This window comes from Haloarcula sediminis (assembly GCF_035656455.1).
Taxonomy (GTDB): domain Archaea; phylum Halobacteriota; class Halobacteria; order Halobacteriales; family Haloarculaceae; genus Haloarcula; species Haloarcula sediminis.
In genome coordinates, this window is the sequence record NZ_JAYMGA010000003.1 from 182,173 (window position 1) to 197,113 (window position 14,941).

Sequence of the window (14,941 nt, forward strand, 5' to 3'; positions counted from 1 at the left end):
CGACGGATTTCTCGCATGAGCAAGTCCAACCACGAGTGGTGGCCGAACCAGTTGAGCCTCGATATCCTCGACCAGAACGCCCGCGACGCCGGGCCGATGGACGACTTCGACTACGCGGAGGAGTTCCAGAAACTCGACCTCGACGCGGTGAAGTCGGACCTCGAAGAGCTGATGACGGACTCGAAAGACTGGTGGCCGGCCGACTACGGCCACTACGGGCCGCTTTTCATCCGGATGGCGTGGCACAGCGCCGGCACGTACCGCACCGCCGACGGCCGCGGCGGCGCGGCCGGCGGCCAACAGCGCCTCGCGCCGCTCAACAGCTGGCCCGACAACGCGAACCTCGACAAGGCGCGCCGTCTACTCTTGCCGATCAAACAGAAGTACGGCCGCAAGCTCTCCTGGGCCGACCTGATGATTCTTGCGGGGAACGTCGCCATCGAGTCGATGGGGTTCAAGACCTTTGGCTACGCCGGCGGCCGCGAGGACGACTTCGAGCCCGACGAGTCGGTCTACTGGGGGCCAGAAACCGAGATGGACACCCAGGAGCGATTCGACGAGCCCGGGGAGATAGAGAAGGGCCTCGGCGCGTCCGTGATGGGGCTCATCTACGTGAACCCGGAGGGTCCCGACGGGAACCCCGACCCGGAGCTGTCGGCGAAGAACATCCGCGAGACGTTCTCCCGGATGGCAATGAACGACAAGGAGACGGCCGCACTCATCGCCGGCGGCCACACCTTCGGGAAAGTCCACGGCGCGGACGACCCCGACGAGCACCTCGGTCCCGAGCCGGAGGCGGCGCCCATCGAGGCCCAGGGGCTGGGCTGGGAGAACGACTACGGCTCCGGGAAGGGCGGCGACACCATCACCAGCGGCATCGAGGGTCCATGGACGGGCTCGCCGACCGACTGGGACATGGGTTACATCGACAACCTGCTCGAATACGAGTGGGCGGCCCAGAAGGGCCCCGGCGGCGCCTGGCAGTGGCTACCGGTCGACGAGGAGCTGAAAGACACCGCGCCGGACGCCCACGACGACGAGGAGTCGGTCACGCCGATGATGCTCACGACCGACGTGGCGCTGAAGCGTGACCCGGACTACCGCGAGATAATCGAGGAGTTCCAGGAGAACCCGATGGAGTTCGGGATGAACTTCGCGAAGGCCTGGTACAAACTGACCCACCGCGACATGGGCCCGCCCTCCCGGTTCCTCGGTCCCGAGGTCCCCGAGGAGGAGATGCTGTGGCAGGACCCGCTGCCCGACGCCGACTACGACCTCATCGGGGACGCGGAGGCCGAGCGCCTCAAGTCGGACATCCTCGATACGGACCTCTCGGTCCCACAGCTCGTCAAGACCGCCTGGGCGTCGGCCTCGACGTACCGCGACAGCGACAAGCGCGGCGGCGCGAACGGCGCCCGCATCCGTCTGGAACCACAGCGGAGCTGGGAGGTCAACGAGCCCGAGCAGCTCCGCACCGTCCTGGAGACCCTCGAAGGGATTCAGGCCGAGTTCAACGACTCGCGGGACGACGGGACGAAGGTCTCGCTCGCGGACCTCATCGTGCTGGGCGGTAACGCGGCCGTCGAGCAGGCCGCGGCCGAGGCCGGCTACGACGTGTCGATTCCTTTCGACCCGGGTCGGACGGACGCCACGAGCGAACAGACCGACGCCGACTCGTACGAGGCGCTCAAACCGAGCGTCGACGGGTTCCGGAACTACATCCGGGACGACGTCGACCAGCCGCCCGAGGAACTGCTGGTCGACAAGGCCGACCTGCTGGACCTGACGCCGTCCGAGATGACGGTGCTCGTCGGCGGCATGCGCGCGCTGGGCGCGAACTACCAGGGTTCGGACCTGGGCGTCTTCACCGACCAGCCGGGGACGCTGACCAACGACTTCTTCGTGAACCTGCTGGACATGGACACGGAGTGGGAGCAGGTCTCGGAGAACGTCTACGAGGGACTGGACCGCGCCACGGGCGAGGTCAAGTGGGAGGGGACCCGCATCGACCTCATCTTCGGTTCCCACTCCCGGCTTCGGGCTATCGCGGAGGTCTACAGCGCCGACGACGCGGAGGAGAAGTTCGTCCGCGACTTCGCGGAGACGTGGGCCAAAGTGATGCGCCTCGACCGCTTCGACCTCGAATAATCGTCGTCGGATAACCCGTATCCTGTTTTCCGGGCTCTGGACGTGCCCGTCGGGGCACCGCCCGACACGTCGGCGGTCCCGATTTCCTCTCCTGTTGAAGCGACAGAACAGTCACGGCCGCGGGCAGGGAAGTGCCGTCCCGCGTTTCAGGCCGGAGTCACCACGACGAACGGCGGGCCGCGCTACCACTCAGCAGATCGTCTCTGCTGACCCGAGTCTCGCCTGTCTCGATGTCCTCGTCGGCGGCGACCTGTCCGCCCACGTCGACCGGCCTCTCCCGACAACCAGCGTCGCCCCCGGCTCGTCAGACGATACTGGGGGCAGGTCGCCGGAGTGACGCGGTCATTCTCGGCGGACGAACACCACCGGGCAGGGCGCTTCGAGGAGTACGTCCTGGGTCGCGGACCCGAAGACGGCTTTCCCCGCCGGTGACCGCTTCGCCCCGCCGATGATGAGAAGGTCCGCGTCGGCCGCCATGTCGACGATACTGCTCGCGTGTTGTCCGACGGCCGTTCGGAGTTCGTAGTCGACGCCCGCCTCGTCCAGCTCGGCGGTCATCGAGCTGAATGTCCCGTGTTCGCGCGCTATCTCCGCGGACAGGTCCCCGGTCTCGTCCGCGAGCCCCAGGCTGGCGAGTGCGTTGTCGTATTCCTCGTCGGTGAATATCTGGCCGACGATGACGCGGGCGTTTGCCGGCTTCGCGATGTCGGTTGCCGCCTCTGCGAGCTTCGTGCCGTGCCCCTCGTCACCGGGCCGACCGACGAGGAGTACCGTTTCAAGCGCCATGTATCAATGATACACAGCTCGGATTGTAAACGTACCGGTACTGCCGTCCCGGTACTGCCAGTCGCCGGCCGACAGAGCGGATGAAACCCGAAGCGAGGGAGGAGCCACGCGCTGGCCCGCACCTGCGAGACGGGGGCCGAACTGACAGCGAGGGGCAGCCAAGCGGTTATTCGCCGCTGTCCCGTTGCTGGGCGTCGGCGACGGCGACGCCGGCGAGGTTGACGATGTCTTTGACCTCGTCGCCGCGCTGGAGGACGTGGGCCGGCTTGTCCATCCCAACGAGCATCGGGCCGATGGCCTCCGCCCCGCCGAGCCGCTGGAGGAGCTTGTAGCCGATGTTACCCGCTTCGAGGTTCGGGAAGATGAGGACGTTCGCGGGCCCCTCGAGCTCGGAAAAGCCGTAGGTCCCGGCGAGCATCTCCTCGACGACGGCGGTGTCGGCCTGCATCTCCCCGTCGACGTCGAAGTCGACCTGGGGGTCCTCGTGAAGCATCGAGACGGCGTTTCGCGGTTTCGCGACGCCGGCGTTGTCGACGCTCCCGAAGTCCGAGTACGAGAGCAGCGCCGCGCGCGGTTCGACGTTGAACCGGCGGGCGAGCTCCGCGGTGTGTTTGGTCACCTCCGCCAGCACCTCGGCGGAGGGGTCGAGGTTTACGGTCGTGTCCGCACAGAAGATGACGCGGTTCCGGAAGGTGAGCATGTAGACGCCGGCGGCGTAGTCGGCGTCGTCGGCGGTGCCGATGACCTCCAGGGGCGGACGCAGCGCGGACGGGTACTGGTGGGTGAGCCCGCTGAGCATCGCGTCCGCGTCGTCCATCTCGACCATCATACTGGCGAAGTAGTCCGGGTCACTGCGGACGAGTTCGGCCGCTTCCCCCTGGGTGAGTCCCTTCCGTCGGCGACGCCGGTGCAGTTCCGCCCCGTAGTGGCCCCACTCGTCGTCGGTCGGGTCCGCGACGGCCGGCTCGAAGTCCAGCCCGAGCTCGTCGACGGTCCGTCGGATCTCCGACGCGTCGCCGACGAGAACGGGGTCGGCGATGCCCTGCTCTGTCATCTGGTTTGCCGCCCGGATGATCCGCTCGTTTTCCCCCTCGGCGAGCGCGACGCGTTTCGGGTCCGACTTCGCCTTGTTCAGGACGACCCGCATCATCTCGCGGGACTTTCCGAGTCGGGCCTCCAGTTGCTCGCGGTAGTCATCGAGGTCGAGCTCCCGGCGCGCCGTGCCGCTTTCCATCGCCGCCTCCGCGACGGCGGGTGTCACCTCGTAGAGGACGCGCTGGTCGAGCGGTTTCGGGATGAGGTAGTCGGGCCCGAACTGCAACACGTCGTCGTCGTAGGCCTTGACGACGGCGTCGGGGACGTCCTGCCGGGCGAGGTCCGCGAGCGCCTCTGCCGCGGCTCGTTTCATCGGCTCGTTGATTTCGGTGGCACGCACGTCAAGCGCCCCGCGGAAGATGAAGGGGAACCCGAGGACGTTGTTGACCTGATTGGGGTAGTCAGAGCGGCCCGTCGCCATGATGACGGTGTCGTCTCGGGCGTTTTTGGCCGCCTCGTACTCGATTTCGGGGTCCGGGTTAGCCATCGCGAAGATGACCGGGTCTTCGGCCATCGACCGGACCATCTCCGGCGTGACGATACCGCCGACGGAGAGCCCGACAAACACGTCCGCGCCGGCCATCGCGTCCGCGAGGTCGCCGTCGTCGACGCCCCGTGTGAACGGTTCGATGTACTCGTTCAGTTCGCCGGCGGACGCGCGCCGCTCCGACAGAACCCCGCCTTCGTCACACATCGTGATGTTCTCGCGTGGAATGCCAAGCGAGACGTAGAATCGGGCCGTCGCCGTCGCGGCCGCGCCCGCCCCGGCGAAGGTGACCTGCAGGTCCGACAGCTCTTTCCCGGTGATTTCGACCGCATTGAGCAGGGCCGCACCCGAGATTATCGCGGTCCCGTGCTGGTCGTCGTGGAAGACGGGGATGTCCATCCGCTCACGGAGGCGTCGTTCTATCTCGAAACACTCGGGCGCGCGGATGTCTTCGAGGTTGATACCGCCGAAGGTAGACCCCATGCCCGCCACCGCCTGGACGAACGCGTCGGGGTCGTCGAGGTCCAGTTCGATGTCGAAGACATCGATGTCGGCGAAACGCTTGAACAGGACGCCCTTGCCCTCCATCACCGGCTTCGACGCCTGCGCGCCGATGTCGCCGAGCCCGAGGACGGCCGACCCATTCGAGACGACGCCGACGAGGTTGCCCTTCGCCGTGTAGTCGTACGCCCGGGTCCCGTCCTCGTCGATCTCCCGACAGGGCGCCGCCACGCCCGGCGAGTACGCGAGCGAGAGGTCCCGCTGTGTGCTCGTCGATTTGGTCGTCGAAATCTCTACCTTGCCCGACGGCGGCCGCCGGTGGTATTCGAGTGCGTCTTCTTCGAGTGTCATTGTGTTGTGTCTCCGTTGTGAACCGCGTCGTCATACGGTCGGCGTCCCGTGCCGATATCGCCGGTTCCGGGACACCGATTACCACAGCAGTCCGTCTCAGTCATCGGACGAGCAGCTGCAGGCGGTTGTGTCGCCGCTCCCGGCGGTCGTCGGAGCGGGTGTGCGAACGACTCGAACGACGAAGACCGCCGATATCGCCGTCATGCCGGCCAGTAGCAGCCAGCTCGCTCTGTAGCCGATCCACTCCGCGAGATAGCCAAACGCCGGCGGGGCAAGCAACGCGCCGGACGTAAGCGCCAGCTGGCCGCCGGCCGTGGCGCCACCCATCTTCTCGTTCGGGACGAGCGTCGCCATACAGGAGTAGTAGACGCCGGTAAAGCCAAGCACGAAGAATCCGAGGGCGATGAAGGCCGCTATCGCAGGCACGCGCCCGTCGACGAACGCGACGGCCACGAACAGCACGGCGCTCCCGAGGGCCTGGACGAGGAGAATCACCCCGATGCGTCGGCGCGGTTCGCCGGGCAACGCGTCGCTGAGCCAGCCGGTGATAATCCGGCCCGCGCTGCCCGATACCTGTAGCCCGGCGAGAACGAGCCCGCTGAGCGCGACCGACAGGCCGACGGACTCCTCGAGGTAGATGATGGTGTAGCCGACGGTGGTAAAGAGCGCGGCACCGAGGAACCACCCGGCAAGACAGAGCGACCGGTACGGTCGGTTCCGAAACAGGGTCCCGAAGTCGGGAAACTCCATCGTCCCGTCCGTCGTCGTGGGGGTGTAGCTCAGCGCGAACAGGAGCGCGACCGCGACGCCGAGCCCGGCGGCGATGTAGAACCCGGCCTCCCACGCGAAGACCGCGGCCACGTTCGTCAGGAGCACCGCGCTGACGCCGCTTCCCGCGGTGACGCCGACCTGTTTGATGCCCGTCGCGAGGTTCTGCCGCCCGACCGGGACGTTGCCGAATATCGCCTTGTTCGTGCCGGGTATCGCCGTGCCGTACAGGGCACCGAGGACGAAGACGCTCCCCAACAGTGCCACATACGTGCCCGCAAGCGGGACGAGCAGCGCGCCACCGGCGAGGCCGAGGAGGCCCGCAGTGAGGGTTTTGTGTTCGCCGTACCGATCCGTGACAGCGCCAAGCGGGAGCAGAAACACCGCGTAGCCAAGCGTGAGCCCCGTCACCACGAGTCCGACCGCCGTGCCGCTGAGACCGAACTCGTCGCGGAGAAACGGCGTGGCGGCGAACACGGCGTAGTAACAGATACTCGCGGCGAGTTGCCACAGGAAGACGAGCGAAATCGTTCGGCGATGGTTCATATCGGATAGCTATCGTCGTATCACCAGAGGAACATCGGCCAGACGAAGGTAAACAGAAGCCAGATAAGCCCCGTCAGCACCGCCGTCATGAGGATGTTGAGGATGATGCCGGTTCGCAACATGTGGTTTTGCTTGATGTACCCGCTCCCGAAGACGATAGCGTTTGGCGGGGTCGCCACGGGGAGCGCGAACGCGAAGCTGGCCGCAATCGTGCCGGCGACCGAGAGGAAGATGGCCGTCTTGAACTCCGTCAGGCCGACGGTGGCCGCGAAGACGCTCCCGAGGCCGATGAGTATCGGCGCGAGGATAGTCGCCGTCGCGGTGTTGGAGGTCATCTCGGTCAGGAACACGACCAAGAGCACGACGGCGGCGATGATGAGCACGATCGGCATCCCGGTGAGACCGCTGAACACCGTGTTGGCGATCCACTCCGTCGTGCCGGTGTTTGCCAGCGCATCGGCCAGCGCGATACCACCGCCAAACAGCAGGAGCGTCCCCCAGTCGATGTCGACGAGTTCGTCCCACTCCATGGTGTCGGCCAGCACGAGCGCGGGGATAGCCATCACACCAACCATCACGTAGTAGAGGATCCCCTGATGGCCTTCGAGACCGAACACCGTCATCCCGCTACCGCCAAAGAGCGTGGTCATCCACGTGCTCGGCAGATACGGCTCCAGAAACGTCCCGAGACCGCCCAGCACCCAGAGACCGGCCGTGACGCCGAAGATGACCGCGACGCGGCGACCTCGCGGGTCGAGGTCGTCCTCGTCGTCGAGGTACGCCTGGGCCTGTGCCTGTGCCTCGTCGACGTTGTCTATCTGTGGCGGGTACAGAACGTACGTGAGGAGATACCAGACGATGGGCAGTGTGACAAAGACCACCGGCAGCCCGATGAGCAGCCAGTCGGCGAAGCCGATCTCGTAGTCCAGAATCGCGTTGAGTTGCCCGACGAGCACGGCGTTGGGCGGGGTGCCGATTATCGTCCCGACGCCGCCGATACTGGCGGCGTAGGCCGTCCCGAGCAACATCCCGATCTGCATGTTGGTGAAGTCGTCCGCGGTTTCGATACCGGCGGTTCCGAACCCGCCGTCCGTCATCGCCCCCGAGGCGGCGTCGTCCGGGGACTCGTCCCCGACGGCTGCGACACTCTCACTGCCGAGCACCTGTGTGAGGACGCCGACGGCGATAGGTGTCATCATGGCCGTCGTCGCCGTGTTCGAGACCCACATCGACAGCCCCGCAGTGGAGATCATGACGGCACCGATCAGGCGACGCGGCGAACTCCCCATCTTCGCCATGGTGTACAGCGCGATCCGGCGGTCGATGTCGTATTTCTGGAGGGCGTTTGCCAGCATGAACCCCGCCATGAACAGGAAGATGAGGTGGTCCGCGAAGCCGACGAGCGCGGCGTCCATGTCGTCGTAGACGCCGGTGGCAGTGAGCAACACCGGAATCGACAGCGCCGTCACGGCCAGGGGCATCGTGCCGGTTACCCACAGCGACCCGGCGAAAAACATCGTCGCGAGCGTGTACTGGCCAGCCAGCGAGAGCCCTTCCGGGGTCGGTGCGACTGCGATGAGTATCGTCCCGAGAGAGGCGAGGGCGAATTTCCCCAATCGCTGCTGTGCCTCACTCAGCGTGCGGTGTATCATTGATACAGCCGTAATCTCAAGCCGTCGCTATTAAGCTTTGTGGAGGACATGAATGATGAATGGTTATGTTACTAGAAGCTGGTAACTATCGCCTCGACCTGCTCCCGGGTGAGGTCAGCGGTGTACAACTCGAATAGGACCCGACGGCGGGACTGGGACAGGCCGCGCGTGCCGTTTTCGAGCATCGAGAGGTGCGCCTGCATGAGGTCGTCGACCTCCCGTTCGACGCCCCGCTGCTCGTACCCGGCGGCGACCCGGAGGAGTCGCCACGCCATCGGGGAAACGTCGTCTATGTCGGCATATTCGACAGAGTCTGAGTCATCTGTTGCCACAGTTTTCACCACCGAGTCCGCACGGACAGCTCGGACCCCGGTCTGGCTCCGAGGCGCGTGTGCGATAGACTCAATCAATCCGCAGTAGGGACAGCCATAATTTAAATGGTGTTGCTTGGTGGCCAGCGATAGGCAAGACGGGCGCTGGGCCTCGCCTCGGTGCCGGTACTGCGTGCAGCCGCTCACCCGGTCCGGTCTCGGGCAGTAGACCGGCGGGGGAGATGACACAACATAAATGTCGCTGTCGACGCGACTGCGGGTGTGCCCCTGTTACAGTTTGACATCGCACGGACGCTATCGGCGGCGAAGAAGACATCGTTCGCCGAGCGGGTGACGGAGCTCTACACGACCGAGATGGCGACCACCGGCGGCCACGTCGCGGTCACCATCCGGGAGCGCGAGCCAAGCGAGATGCACCTCGGACGGGCTGTCGACGGGCCGCTCCTCTTTCTCGACGCCGAGATCCGCCAGGGGCGCTCTTTCGACCAGAAGCGAGCGTTCGCGCTCGCCACGATGGAGTACGCGGCTGACGAGTTCGACATCCCGGACGAGAATATGAAAGTCGTCTTCACCGAACACCCCGGACAGGCGATGATGGGCGTCGACCGCGTCGGCGACGAGTGGGACCCGGAGAACTGAACCGGTCGCCGACAGCACGCGGGCCCTGCTGTGACCGACGATTGCCGATACCACTGCGTGGTCCCGCGAGAGTGCCACCAGCCCGGCACAGACTGTTCAATCGTAGAGTTTGCCCGCCGGTTCCGCGCGGAATACTTTATGCTCGTTTGCCATATCCCGAGCTGCTGTAGATATTTACTACTATCACAGTCCTATCAATCTTATTAGTATAGGGAGCGGCCCCTCTCGTACGGATGCAACAGCCATCGGTACCAGCCACGGACTACGTGGCTGCGCTACCAGACCCGGAGACGGCCGACAACGTGGCGTACAATCCGTCGTTGAATCAGCTGCGGGAGTTCTCACAGCACCTCGAAACGACGACCGAGTTCGGCTCGCCCTCGTACGTGAGCCGGGAGCGGTCGCGGAACGCCGAGCGGACGAAAAACACCGTCGACCACGAGTTCGGCCCGGCGGACTACGAGCTCGTCGACGACGCCCTCTCGGCCCTCGACGAGATGGAGCTGGTCTGTCTGGACCGACAGATGGGTCGCCACCCCGACAACACGTACGTCTGCCGGTACTACGTGCCCAAAGCGTACAGCCGCATCGCGCTCGGCTGGGCGAAGCTGTTCGAACCCGTCGAGAGCGAGCGCGAGCCGGACTTCCACACCGTCCAGCTTCCGGACCACGAAGAGGCCGGCGTTCGCGTCTTCCCGGACGAGGGGTTTACCGCCGTCGTCGGCAGCGACTACACCGGCGAAGCCAAGAAGTCGTTTCTCAGGCTGTTCATGTACTACGCGAAACGCCAGGGCGGGCTCGGCCTCCACGCGGGGAGCAAACGGGTCGAACTGGCAGCCGAGGACGGGCGCGAAACCGTCGGCCAGCTGTTTCTCGGGCTCTCGGGGACCGGCAAGTCCACGCTGACCGCCCACGGGCTGTGGCTCGACGACCCCGAGGGCGCGACGATGCTCCAGGACGACGTCTGTGCGCTGGGCCCCGACGGGACCGTGGCCGGCAGCGAAGGCCAGGGGCTGTTCGTCAAGACCCACGGCCTCGACAGCGAGACCGAACCCGCGATGTACGACGCGGTGACCGACGAGTCGGCGGTGCTGGAAAACGTCGCCGTCGACGAGGACGGGACGGTCGATTTCGACAGCGACCGCTACACGACGAACGGCCGGGCCGTCATCCAGCGCGAGCGGCTCTCTTCGGCCGGTGAGGAGATCGACCTGCCCGAGGTGGACCAGATATTCTTCATCACGCGCAACCCGGCGATGCCGCCGGTCGCGAAGCTCACGCCGGAAGAGGCCGCGGTGGCGTTCATGCTCGGCGAGTCGGTCCAGACGAGCGCCGGCGACCCGAACGCCGCCGGCGAGTCGATTCGCGTCGTCGGGACGAACCCCTTTATCATCGGGTCGGAAGGCGAGGAGGGCAACCGGTTCCGCGAGCTGATCGCCGACCTCGACGTGGACTGTTTCGTGTTGAACACCGGCAGCGTCGGCCCGGTCGACATCGGAGTCGAAGAGACGGTGACGCTGTTGCGTGGTATCGCGCGGGAGTCGCTCGACTGGGAGCGCGACGAGACGACGGGACTCACCGTCCCGACTGCCGTCCCCGGAATGGACATCGACGAGTTCGACGTCGCGACGGCCCTGTCCGACCCCACGTCGACGCTCGCCGAGCTCCGGGACGAACGCGACAGATATCTCGCTCAGTTCGACGACCTCGACCCGGCGATCAGGGACGCCCGGTACTGAACCGGGCGGCGGCCCCGTTCGAGACACGACGTTCGGCCGGTGGCACAACAGAGGGCGTGTAGGCGGGTGTTTTTCTAAATCAGAAGTACTACTACGGATTGAGTAAAAAATATTTGCGAAATGCGAAACTACTATCAGTCATCGTCGTGAACACGCTACTATGCTCCACGTGGGCATCAACGGCTTCGGAACCATCGGCAAGCGGGTCGCCGACGCGGTTCGACTACAGCCTGATATGACGGTCGCTGGCGTCACGAAACGCTCCCCGAACTTCGAAGCGGTCGTCGCACACGACCGCGGATACGACCTCTATACGGCCGACGAGGACAGCCGAGCGCAGTTCGAGGCTGCCGACGTTCCGACCCAGGGCGTGGTCTCGGACCTCGTCGAGGCGAGCGACGTCGTCGTCGATGCGACGCCCAGCGGTGTCGGCGAGACGTACGCCGACCTCTACAGCGAGTACGAGACGCCGGCGCTCTTCCAGGGCGGCGAGGACGCCGACGTGGCCGAGGCGAGTTTCAACGCCCGGGCCAACTACGAGCGGGCGGTCGACGCGGAGTCCGCGCGCGTCGTCTCCTGTAACACGACGGGGCTGTCGCGGTTGTTCGCTCCCATTCGCGAGCAGTTCGGCATCGAGAAGGCCCGCGTCACCCTCGTCCGCCGCGGCGGCGACCCCAGCGACACGGGGCGGGGGCCGATCAACGACACGCTGCCCGACCCGGTCGAAATCCCCTCCCACCACGGGCCGGACGTGGAGACGGTGTTCCCCGACATCGACATCGACACGATGGGGATGAAGGTGCCGACGACGCAGATGCACACCCACTCGGTCAACGTCACGCTCGACGCCGACCCCACCGCTGCCGAAGTCCGGGACGCCCTGTCCCAGGAGTCCCGGCTCTTCTTGCTGCCAGAGCACCTCGATATCGACGGCGCGGGGAAGCTAAAGGAGTACACCCGCGACGCCGGCCGCCCGCGCGGCGACGTCTGGGAGAACTGCATCTGGGCCGAATCAGTGACAGTCGAGGACGGGGACCTCTATCTGTTCCAGGCGATCCACCAGGAAGCCGACGTTGTCCCCGAGAACATCGACGCGATCCGGGCGGTCTGTGGACGGACGACGAGCGCCGAGACGAGCATCCAGCGGACCAACGGGGCGCTCGGAATCGGGCAGGACCTGCTGGACCACGACACGGGCACCCGCCGGACCGGGAGTCCAGCCGACGACTGAGTGCCCGGCGGCGTGGACAGCGACCGCAGTCGCTTGTACTCGGAACGGTATTCAGACGCGCATTCTCGACGTGTGGCGTGCTGTACAGACAAGTACCGTCTCCGTAGACGGCGGTGGACGGGCCAGTGATGCGACCGCCCCCGTCACCGGCGCCACAGCCACGCCCCGGCACCCACCACCAGCCCGAGAAGCGCCGACCCGGTGCCGAAGCCGGGGCCCGACGCGCTCGTGGCGGGCGCCGCCGTCCCATCGGTCGCTGTCGTCGCCGTGGCGTCCCTCGCCGTCGGTGACGGCGTCGTCGCAGTTGCCGGCGGCCCCGACAGGTCGAAGGTGCCGACGACACCGGCGTGGTCCGAGGGCCACGCCCGGACCGTCTCGCCGTCGAGTTCGACCGCGGTGCGGTCGCCGGGCCGGTCGCCGACGCGGTCGATGGCCGTCGGCGTGACCGGCCCGCGGTACAGCACGGCGTCGATGCGGCGGTCGAGTAGCGACTCGTCGTTTTGCAGGTCCTTGGCCTGACAGCAGGTGGCGCCGCCCCCGTCGGACCGGAGCGCGGTATACGAGTCGGTCAGCGAACCGGTCAGCAGGTCGTAGGCCGCCTCGCCGGGGGCGCTGTTGAGGTCGCCACAGACGACCACCGGCCCCGTCTCGGGGAGGGTGTCGAGCAGCTCCTGGGCCTGTCGGCGCCGATATCGCGTCGCCGCCGACTCCAGATGCGTCGAGACGGCCCGGACATCGACGCCACCAATGGTCACGTCGACCGCGCTGTACCCCCGAGAGATAGTCAGCGTCCGGTCGCTGTCCGGAATCGGGAGTTCCAGCGCGTCGTCGTAAGTCCCCGCCTCGGGGTCTGCGGTGTCGAGGTCGCTCCGGACGAGAATCACGTCCCGGTCGGTGATGCGGAGGTCGACGGGGCCGTCGTCGGTCTCGGCGGGCAGCTCGAAATCGTTGGCCACCGACTCGGCGGCGACGGTGTAGTCGAGTCCCCGCTCGGCGAGAGCCGTCCGAATCAGGTCGAGAAGGTCGACCACCACGTCGGTGGCCGCCGAACTCGTCTCCGTCCCGTAGTCCCCCGGCTGCTGGCGCCGCAGCAACACTGCCTCCTGCAGGGCGAGCACGTCCGCGTCGGCGGTCTCGACCGCCGCGGCGATACGCTCGGCGCGGGCCGCGTACAGCTCGGGCTCGATGTCCCGGAGGAACCCGCCCGCGATCGACCGGACATCGGCCAGTGACTCCGCCCGCAACAGCCCGGCGACGTCGAATCCGAGATACGCGTTCTGTGTCATGACCGTCGCGACCGCCGACTGACCGGCGCTTGCGACACCGGTCACGCCGACGGTTCCGGCGGCGATGCCGGCGGCGCTACCGAGCAGTGTCCGGCGCGTGACTGGCGGGCGTGTGGCGTCCGACGAACGCATACAGCGAAAGTGTGAGCGGGGCGCGGAAATAATGTCGGTTGGCCTATAGTTGTGTGCGGCGTATCACCGCCGATAGTCGGTCAGCCGAGCCACTCGGTGACGACGCCGTCGTAGATGCGCCGGCACCGTTCCAGAACGTCGATAGCGACGCTCTCGTCGGCAGTGTGAGCCTCGCCGGGTTCGGCGGCGCCGACGACGATGCAGTCGGTCCCCTCGGCGGCGAGCCAGCCGGCGTCGGTCGCGTGGGGCTTGACGACGTGTTCCGGGGTCGCGTCCTGGGCCCCAGTGGCGGCCGCAAGCACCGCATCGGCGAAGTCGGCGTCGCCACAGGCCATCGGCGGGAGGTCCTGGTCGACCCGCCAGGTCACCCCGTCGATGGTCTCGACCCGGGACAGCGGCGCGCGCTCGCCCGGCACCGTCCGCTCATCGACGGTCGCCTCGCAGCGTTCGGGGACGACGTTCCAGGCCGAGCCGCCGTCGATCTCCGTGACGGCGACGCTGCCCTGAAGCTCGTGGCCCAGCACCTCGGTCGTCGGGAAGTCGAGGTCGCGGACGACATCGACCGCGTCGGTCGCCCGGTAGATGGCGTTCTCGCCGGCCTCGACCTCGCTCGCGTGGGCCGCCGCCCCTTCGGCGACGATGGTCGAGCCCCGACGGCCCTTGTGGGCGACGGCCACGTCGGTCACGCCGGGCGCGGAGTAGCCCGTCGACCCCTCCCCGACGACGGCGTAGTCGGGTTCGAAGCCGTCCGCGATGGCGGCCTGACACCCGACACCGCCCTGCTCCTCGCCGGCGAAGGAGGCAAAGACGAGTTCGCCGTCGACGGGAGAGCCGGCGGCAAAGGCCAGCATCGCGGCCGCGAGCGAGCCCTTCATGTCCGCGGTGCCCCGGCCGTAGAGGCGCTCGCGTGTCGTGTCACTCCCGCTTGCACGTTCCGTGGTCTCGCGGCGCTCGACCACGTACTCGCCGTCATCGACCTGCGACCCGTCCGGCGGCACCACGTCGTGGTGGCCGACCAGGGCGAGCGACCGGCCGCCCGACCCCTTGCGGGCGATGACGTTGCCGTGGTCGTCGTGCGTGACGGCGGCGTCGGTGTGGTCCCGGAGCCACGCCGTGACGAAGTCGCCGGCGGCCGTCTCGTCGTCGTGGCTCGGAATCGCGACAAGTTCCTCGGTGAGTGAGACGACGTCCATACCGCCCGATGGCCCCGGCGGGCCAAGAGTCCCCGTTTTCCCGTCGGCGCGTGGC

The 14,941-nt window shown here is 66.9% G+C and carries 11 protein-coding genes; 4 read left to right on the plus strand and 7 right to left on the minus strand.

The genetic code is table 11. From position 1 onward, the window contains the following. Positions 1–15 precede the first annotated feature (15 nt). Positions 16–2,148 carry a catalase/peroxidase HPI gene (katG, locus tag VJ162_RS07605; protein WP_324663447.1) on the plus strand — a complete coding sequence of 711 codons (2,133 nt, stop codon included), beginning with the start codon at positions 16–18 and terminating at the stop codon, positions 2,146–2,148. A gap of 342 nt (positions 2,149–2,490) precedes the next feature. Here the strand turns inward: katG and VJ162_RS07610 are convergent, their stop codons facing one another. From VJ162_RS07610 to VJ162_RS07630, 5 genes are all read right to left on the minus strand, one after another. Then, positions 2,491–2,934 (minus strand): universal stress protein, encoded by a 444-nt coding sequence (locus tag VJ162_RS07610; protein WP_324663448.1) that lies wholly within the window; start codon positions 2,932–2,934, stop codon positions 2,491–2,493. Positions 2,935–3,100: 166 nt separating this feature from the next. Then, positions 3,101–5,368 carry an NADP-dependent malic enzyme gene (locus tag VJ162_RS07615; RefSeq protein ID WP_324663450.1) on the minus strand — a complete coding sequence of 756 codons (2,268 nt, stop codon included), beginning with the start codon at positions 5,366–5,368 and terminating at the stop codon, positions 3,101–3,103. A 96-nt stretch (positions 5,369–5,464) separates the two neighbouring features. Further along, on the minus strand, positions 5,465–6,682 hold the full coding sequence (locus tag VJ162_RS07620; protein ID WP_324663451.1) for an MFS transporter: 1,218 nt from the start codon (positions 6,680–6,682) through the stop codon (positions 5,465–5,467). 20 nt (positions 6,683–6,702) lie between these two features. Then, positions 6,703–8,334, minus strand: a complete 1,632-nt coding sequence (locus tag VJ162_RS07625; protein ID WP_324663452.1) for an SLC13 family permease — start codon at positions 8,332–8,334, stop codon at positions 6,703–6,705. Between the two features lie 71 nt (positions 8,335–8,405). Next, positions 8,406–8,609, minus strand: coding sequence for a hypothetical protein (locus tag VJ162_RS07630; RefSeq protein WP_324663453.1), 204 nt, complete (start codon positions 8,607–8,609; stop codon positions 8,406–8,408). A 318-nt stretch (positions 8,610–8,927) separates the two neighbouring features. Here VJ162_RS07630 and VJ162_RS07635 point away from each other — a divergent pair, with 318 nt between their 5' ends. The 3 genes from VJ162_RS07635 to VJ162_RS07645 all read left to right on the plus strand — a co-directional run bounded on the left by VJ162_RS07635 (position 8,928) and on the right by VJ162_RS07645 (position 12,275). Then, positions 8,928–9,305, plus strand: a complete 378-nt coding sequence (locus VJ162_RS07635) for a tautomerase (RefSeq protein ID WP_324663454.1) — start codon at positions 8,928–8,930, stop codon at positions 9,303–9,305. Between the two features lie 233 nt (positions 9,306–9,538). Then, positions 9,539–11,044, plus strand: coding sequence for a phosphoenolpyruvate carboxykinase (ATP) (locus VJ162_RS07640; RefSeq protein WP_324663455.1), 1,506 nt, complete (start codon positions 9,539–9,541; stop codon positions 11,042–11,044). 160 nt (positions 11,045–11,204) lie between these two features. Then, positions 11,205–12,275, plus strand: coding sequence for a type II glyceraldehyde-3-phosphate dehydrogenase (locus tag VJ162_RS07645; RefSeq protein ID WP_324663456.1), 1,071 nt, complete (start codon positions 11,205–11,207; stop codon positions 12,273–12,275). Between the two features lie 143 nt (positions 12,276–12,418). Here VJ162_RS07645 and VJ162_RS07650 read toward each other — a convergent pair whose 3' ends face one another. Both VJ162_RS07650 and VJ162_RS07655 read right to left on the minus strand, forming a co-directional pair. After that, entirely contained in the window at positions 12,419–13,693 is a 1,275-nt protein-coding gene (locus VJ162_RS07650) for an endonuclease/exonuclease/phosphatase family protein (RefSeq protein WP_324663457.1), read from the minus strand. Between the two features lie 80 nt (positions 13,694–13,773). Continuing rightward, positions 13,774–14,886, minus strand: a complete 1,113-nt coding sequence (locus VJ162_RS07655; protein WP_324663459.1) for a M20 family metallopeptidase — start codon at positions 14,884–14,886, stop codon at positions 13,774–13,776. Positions 14,887–14,941 lie beyond the last annotated feature (55 nt).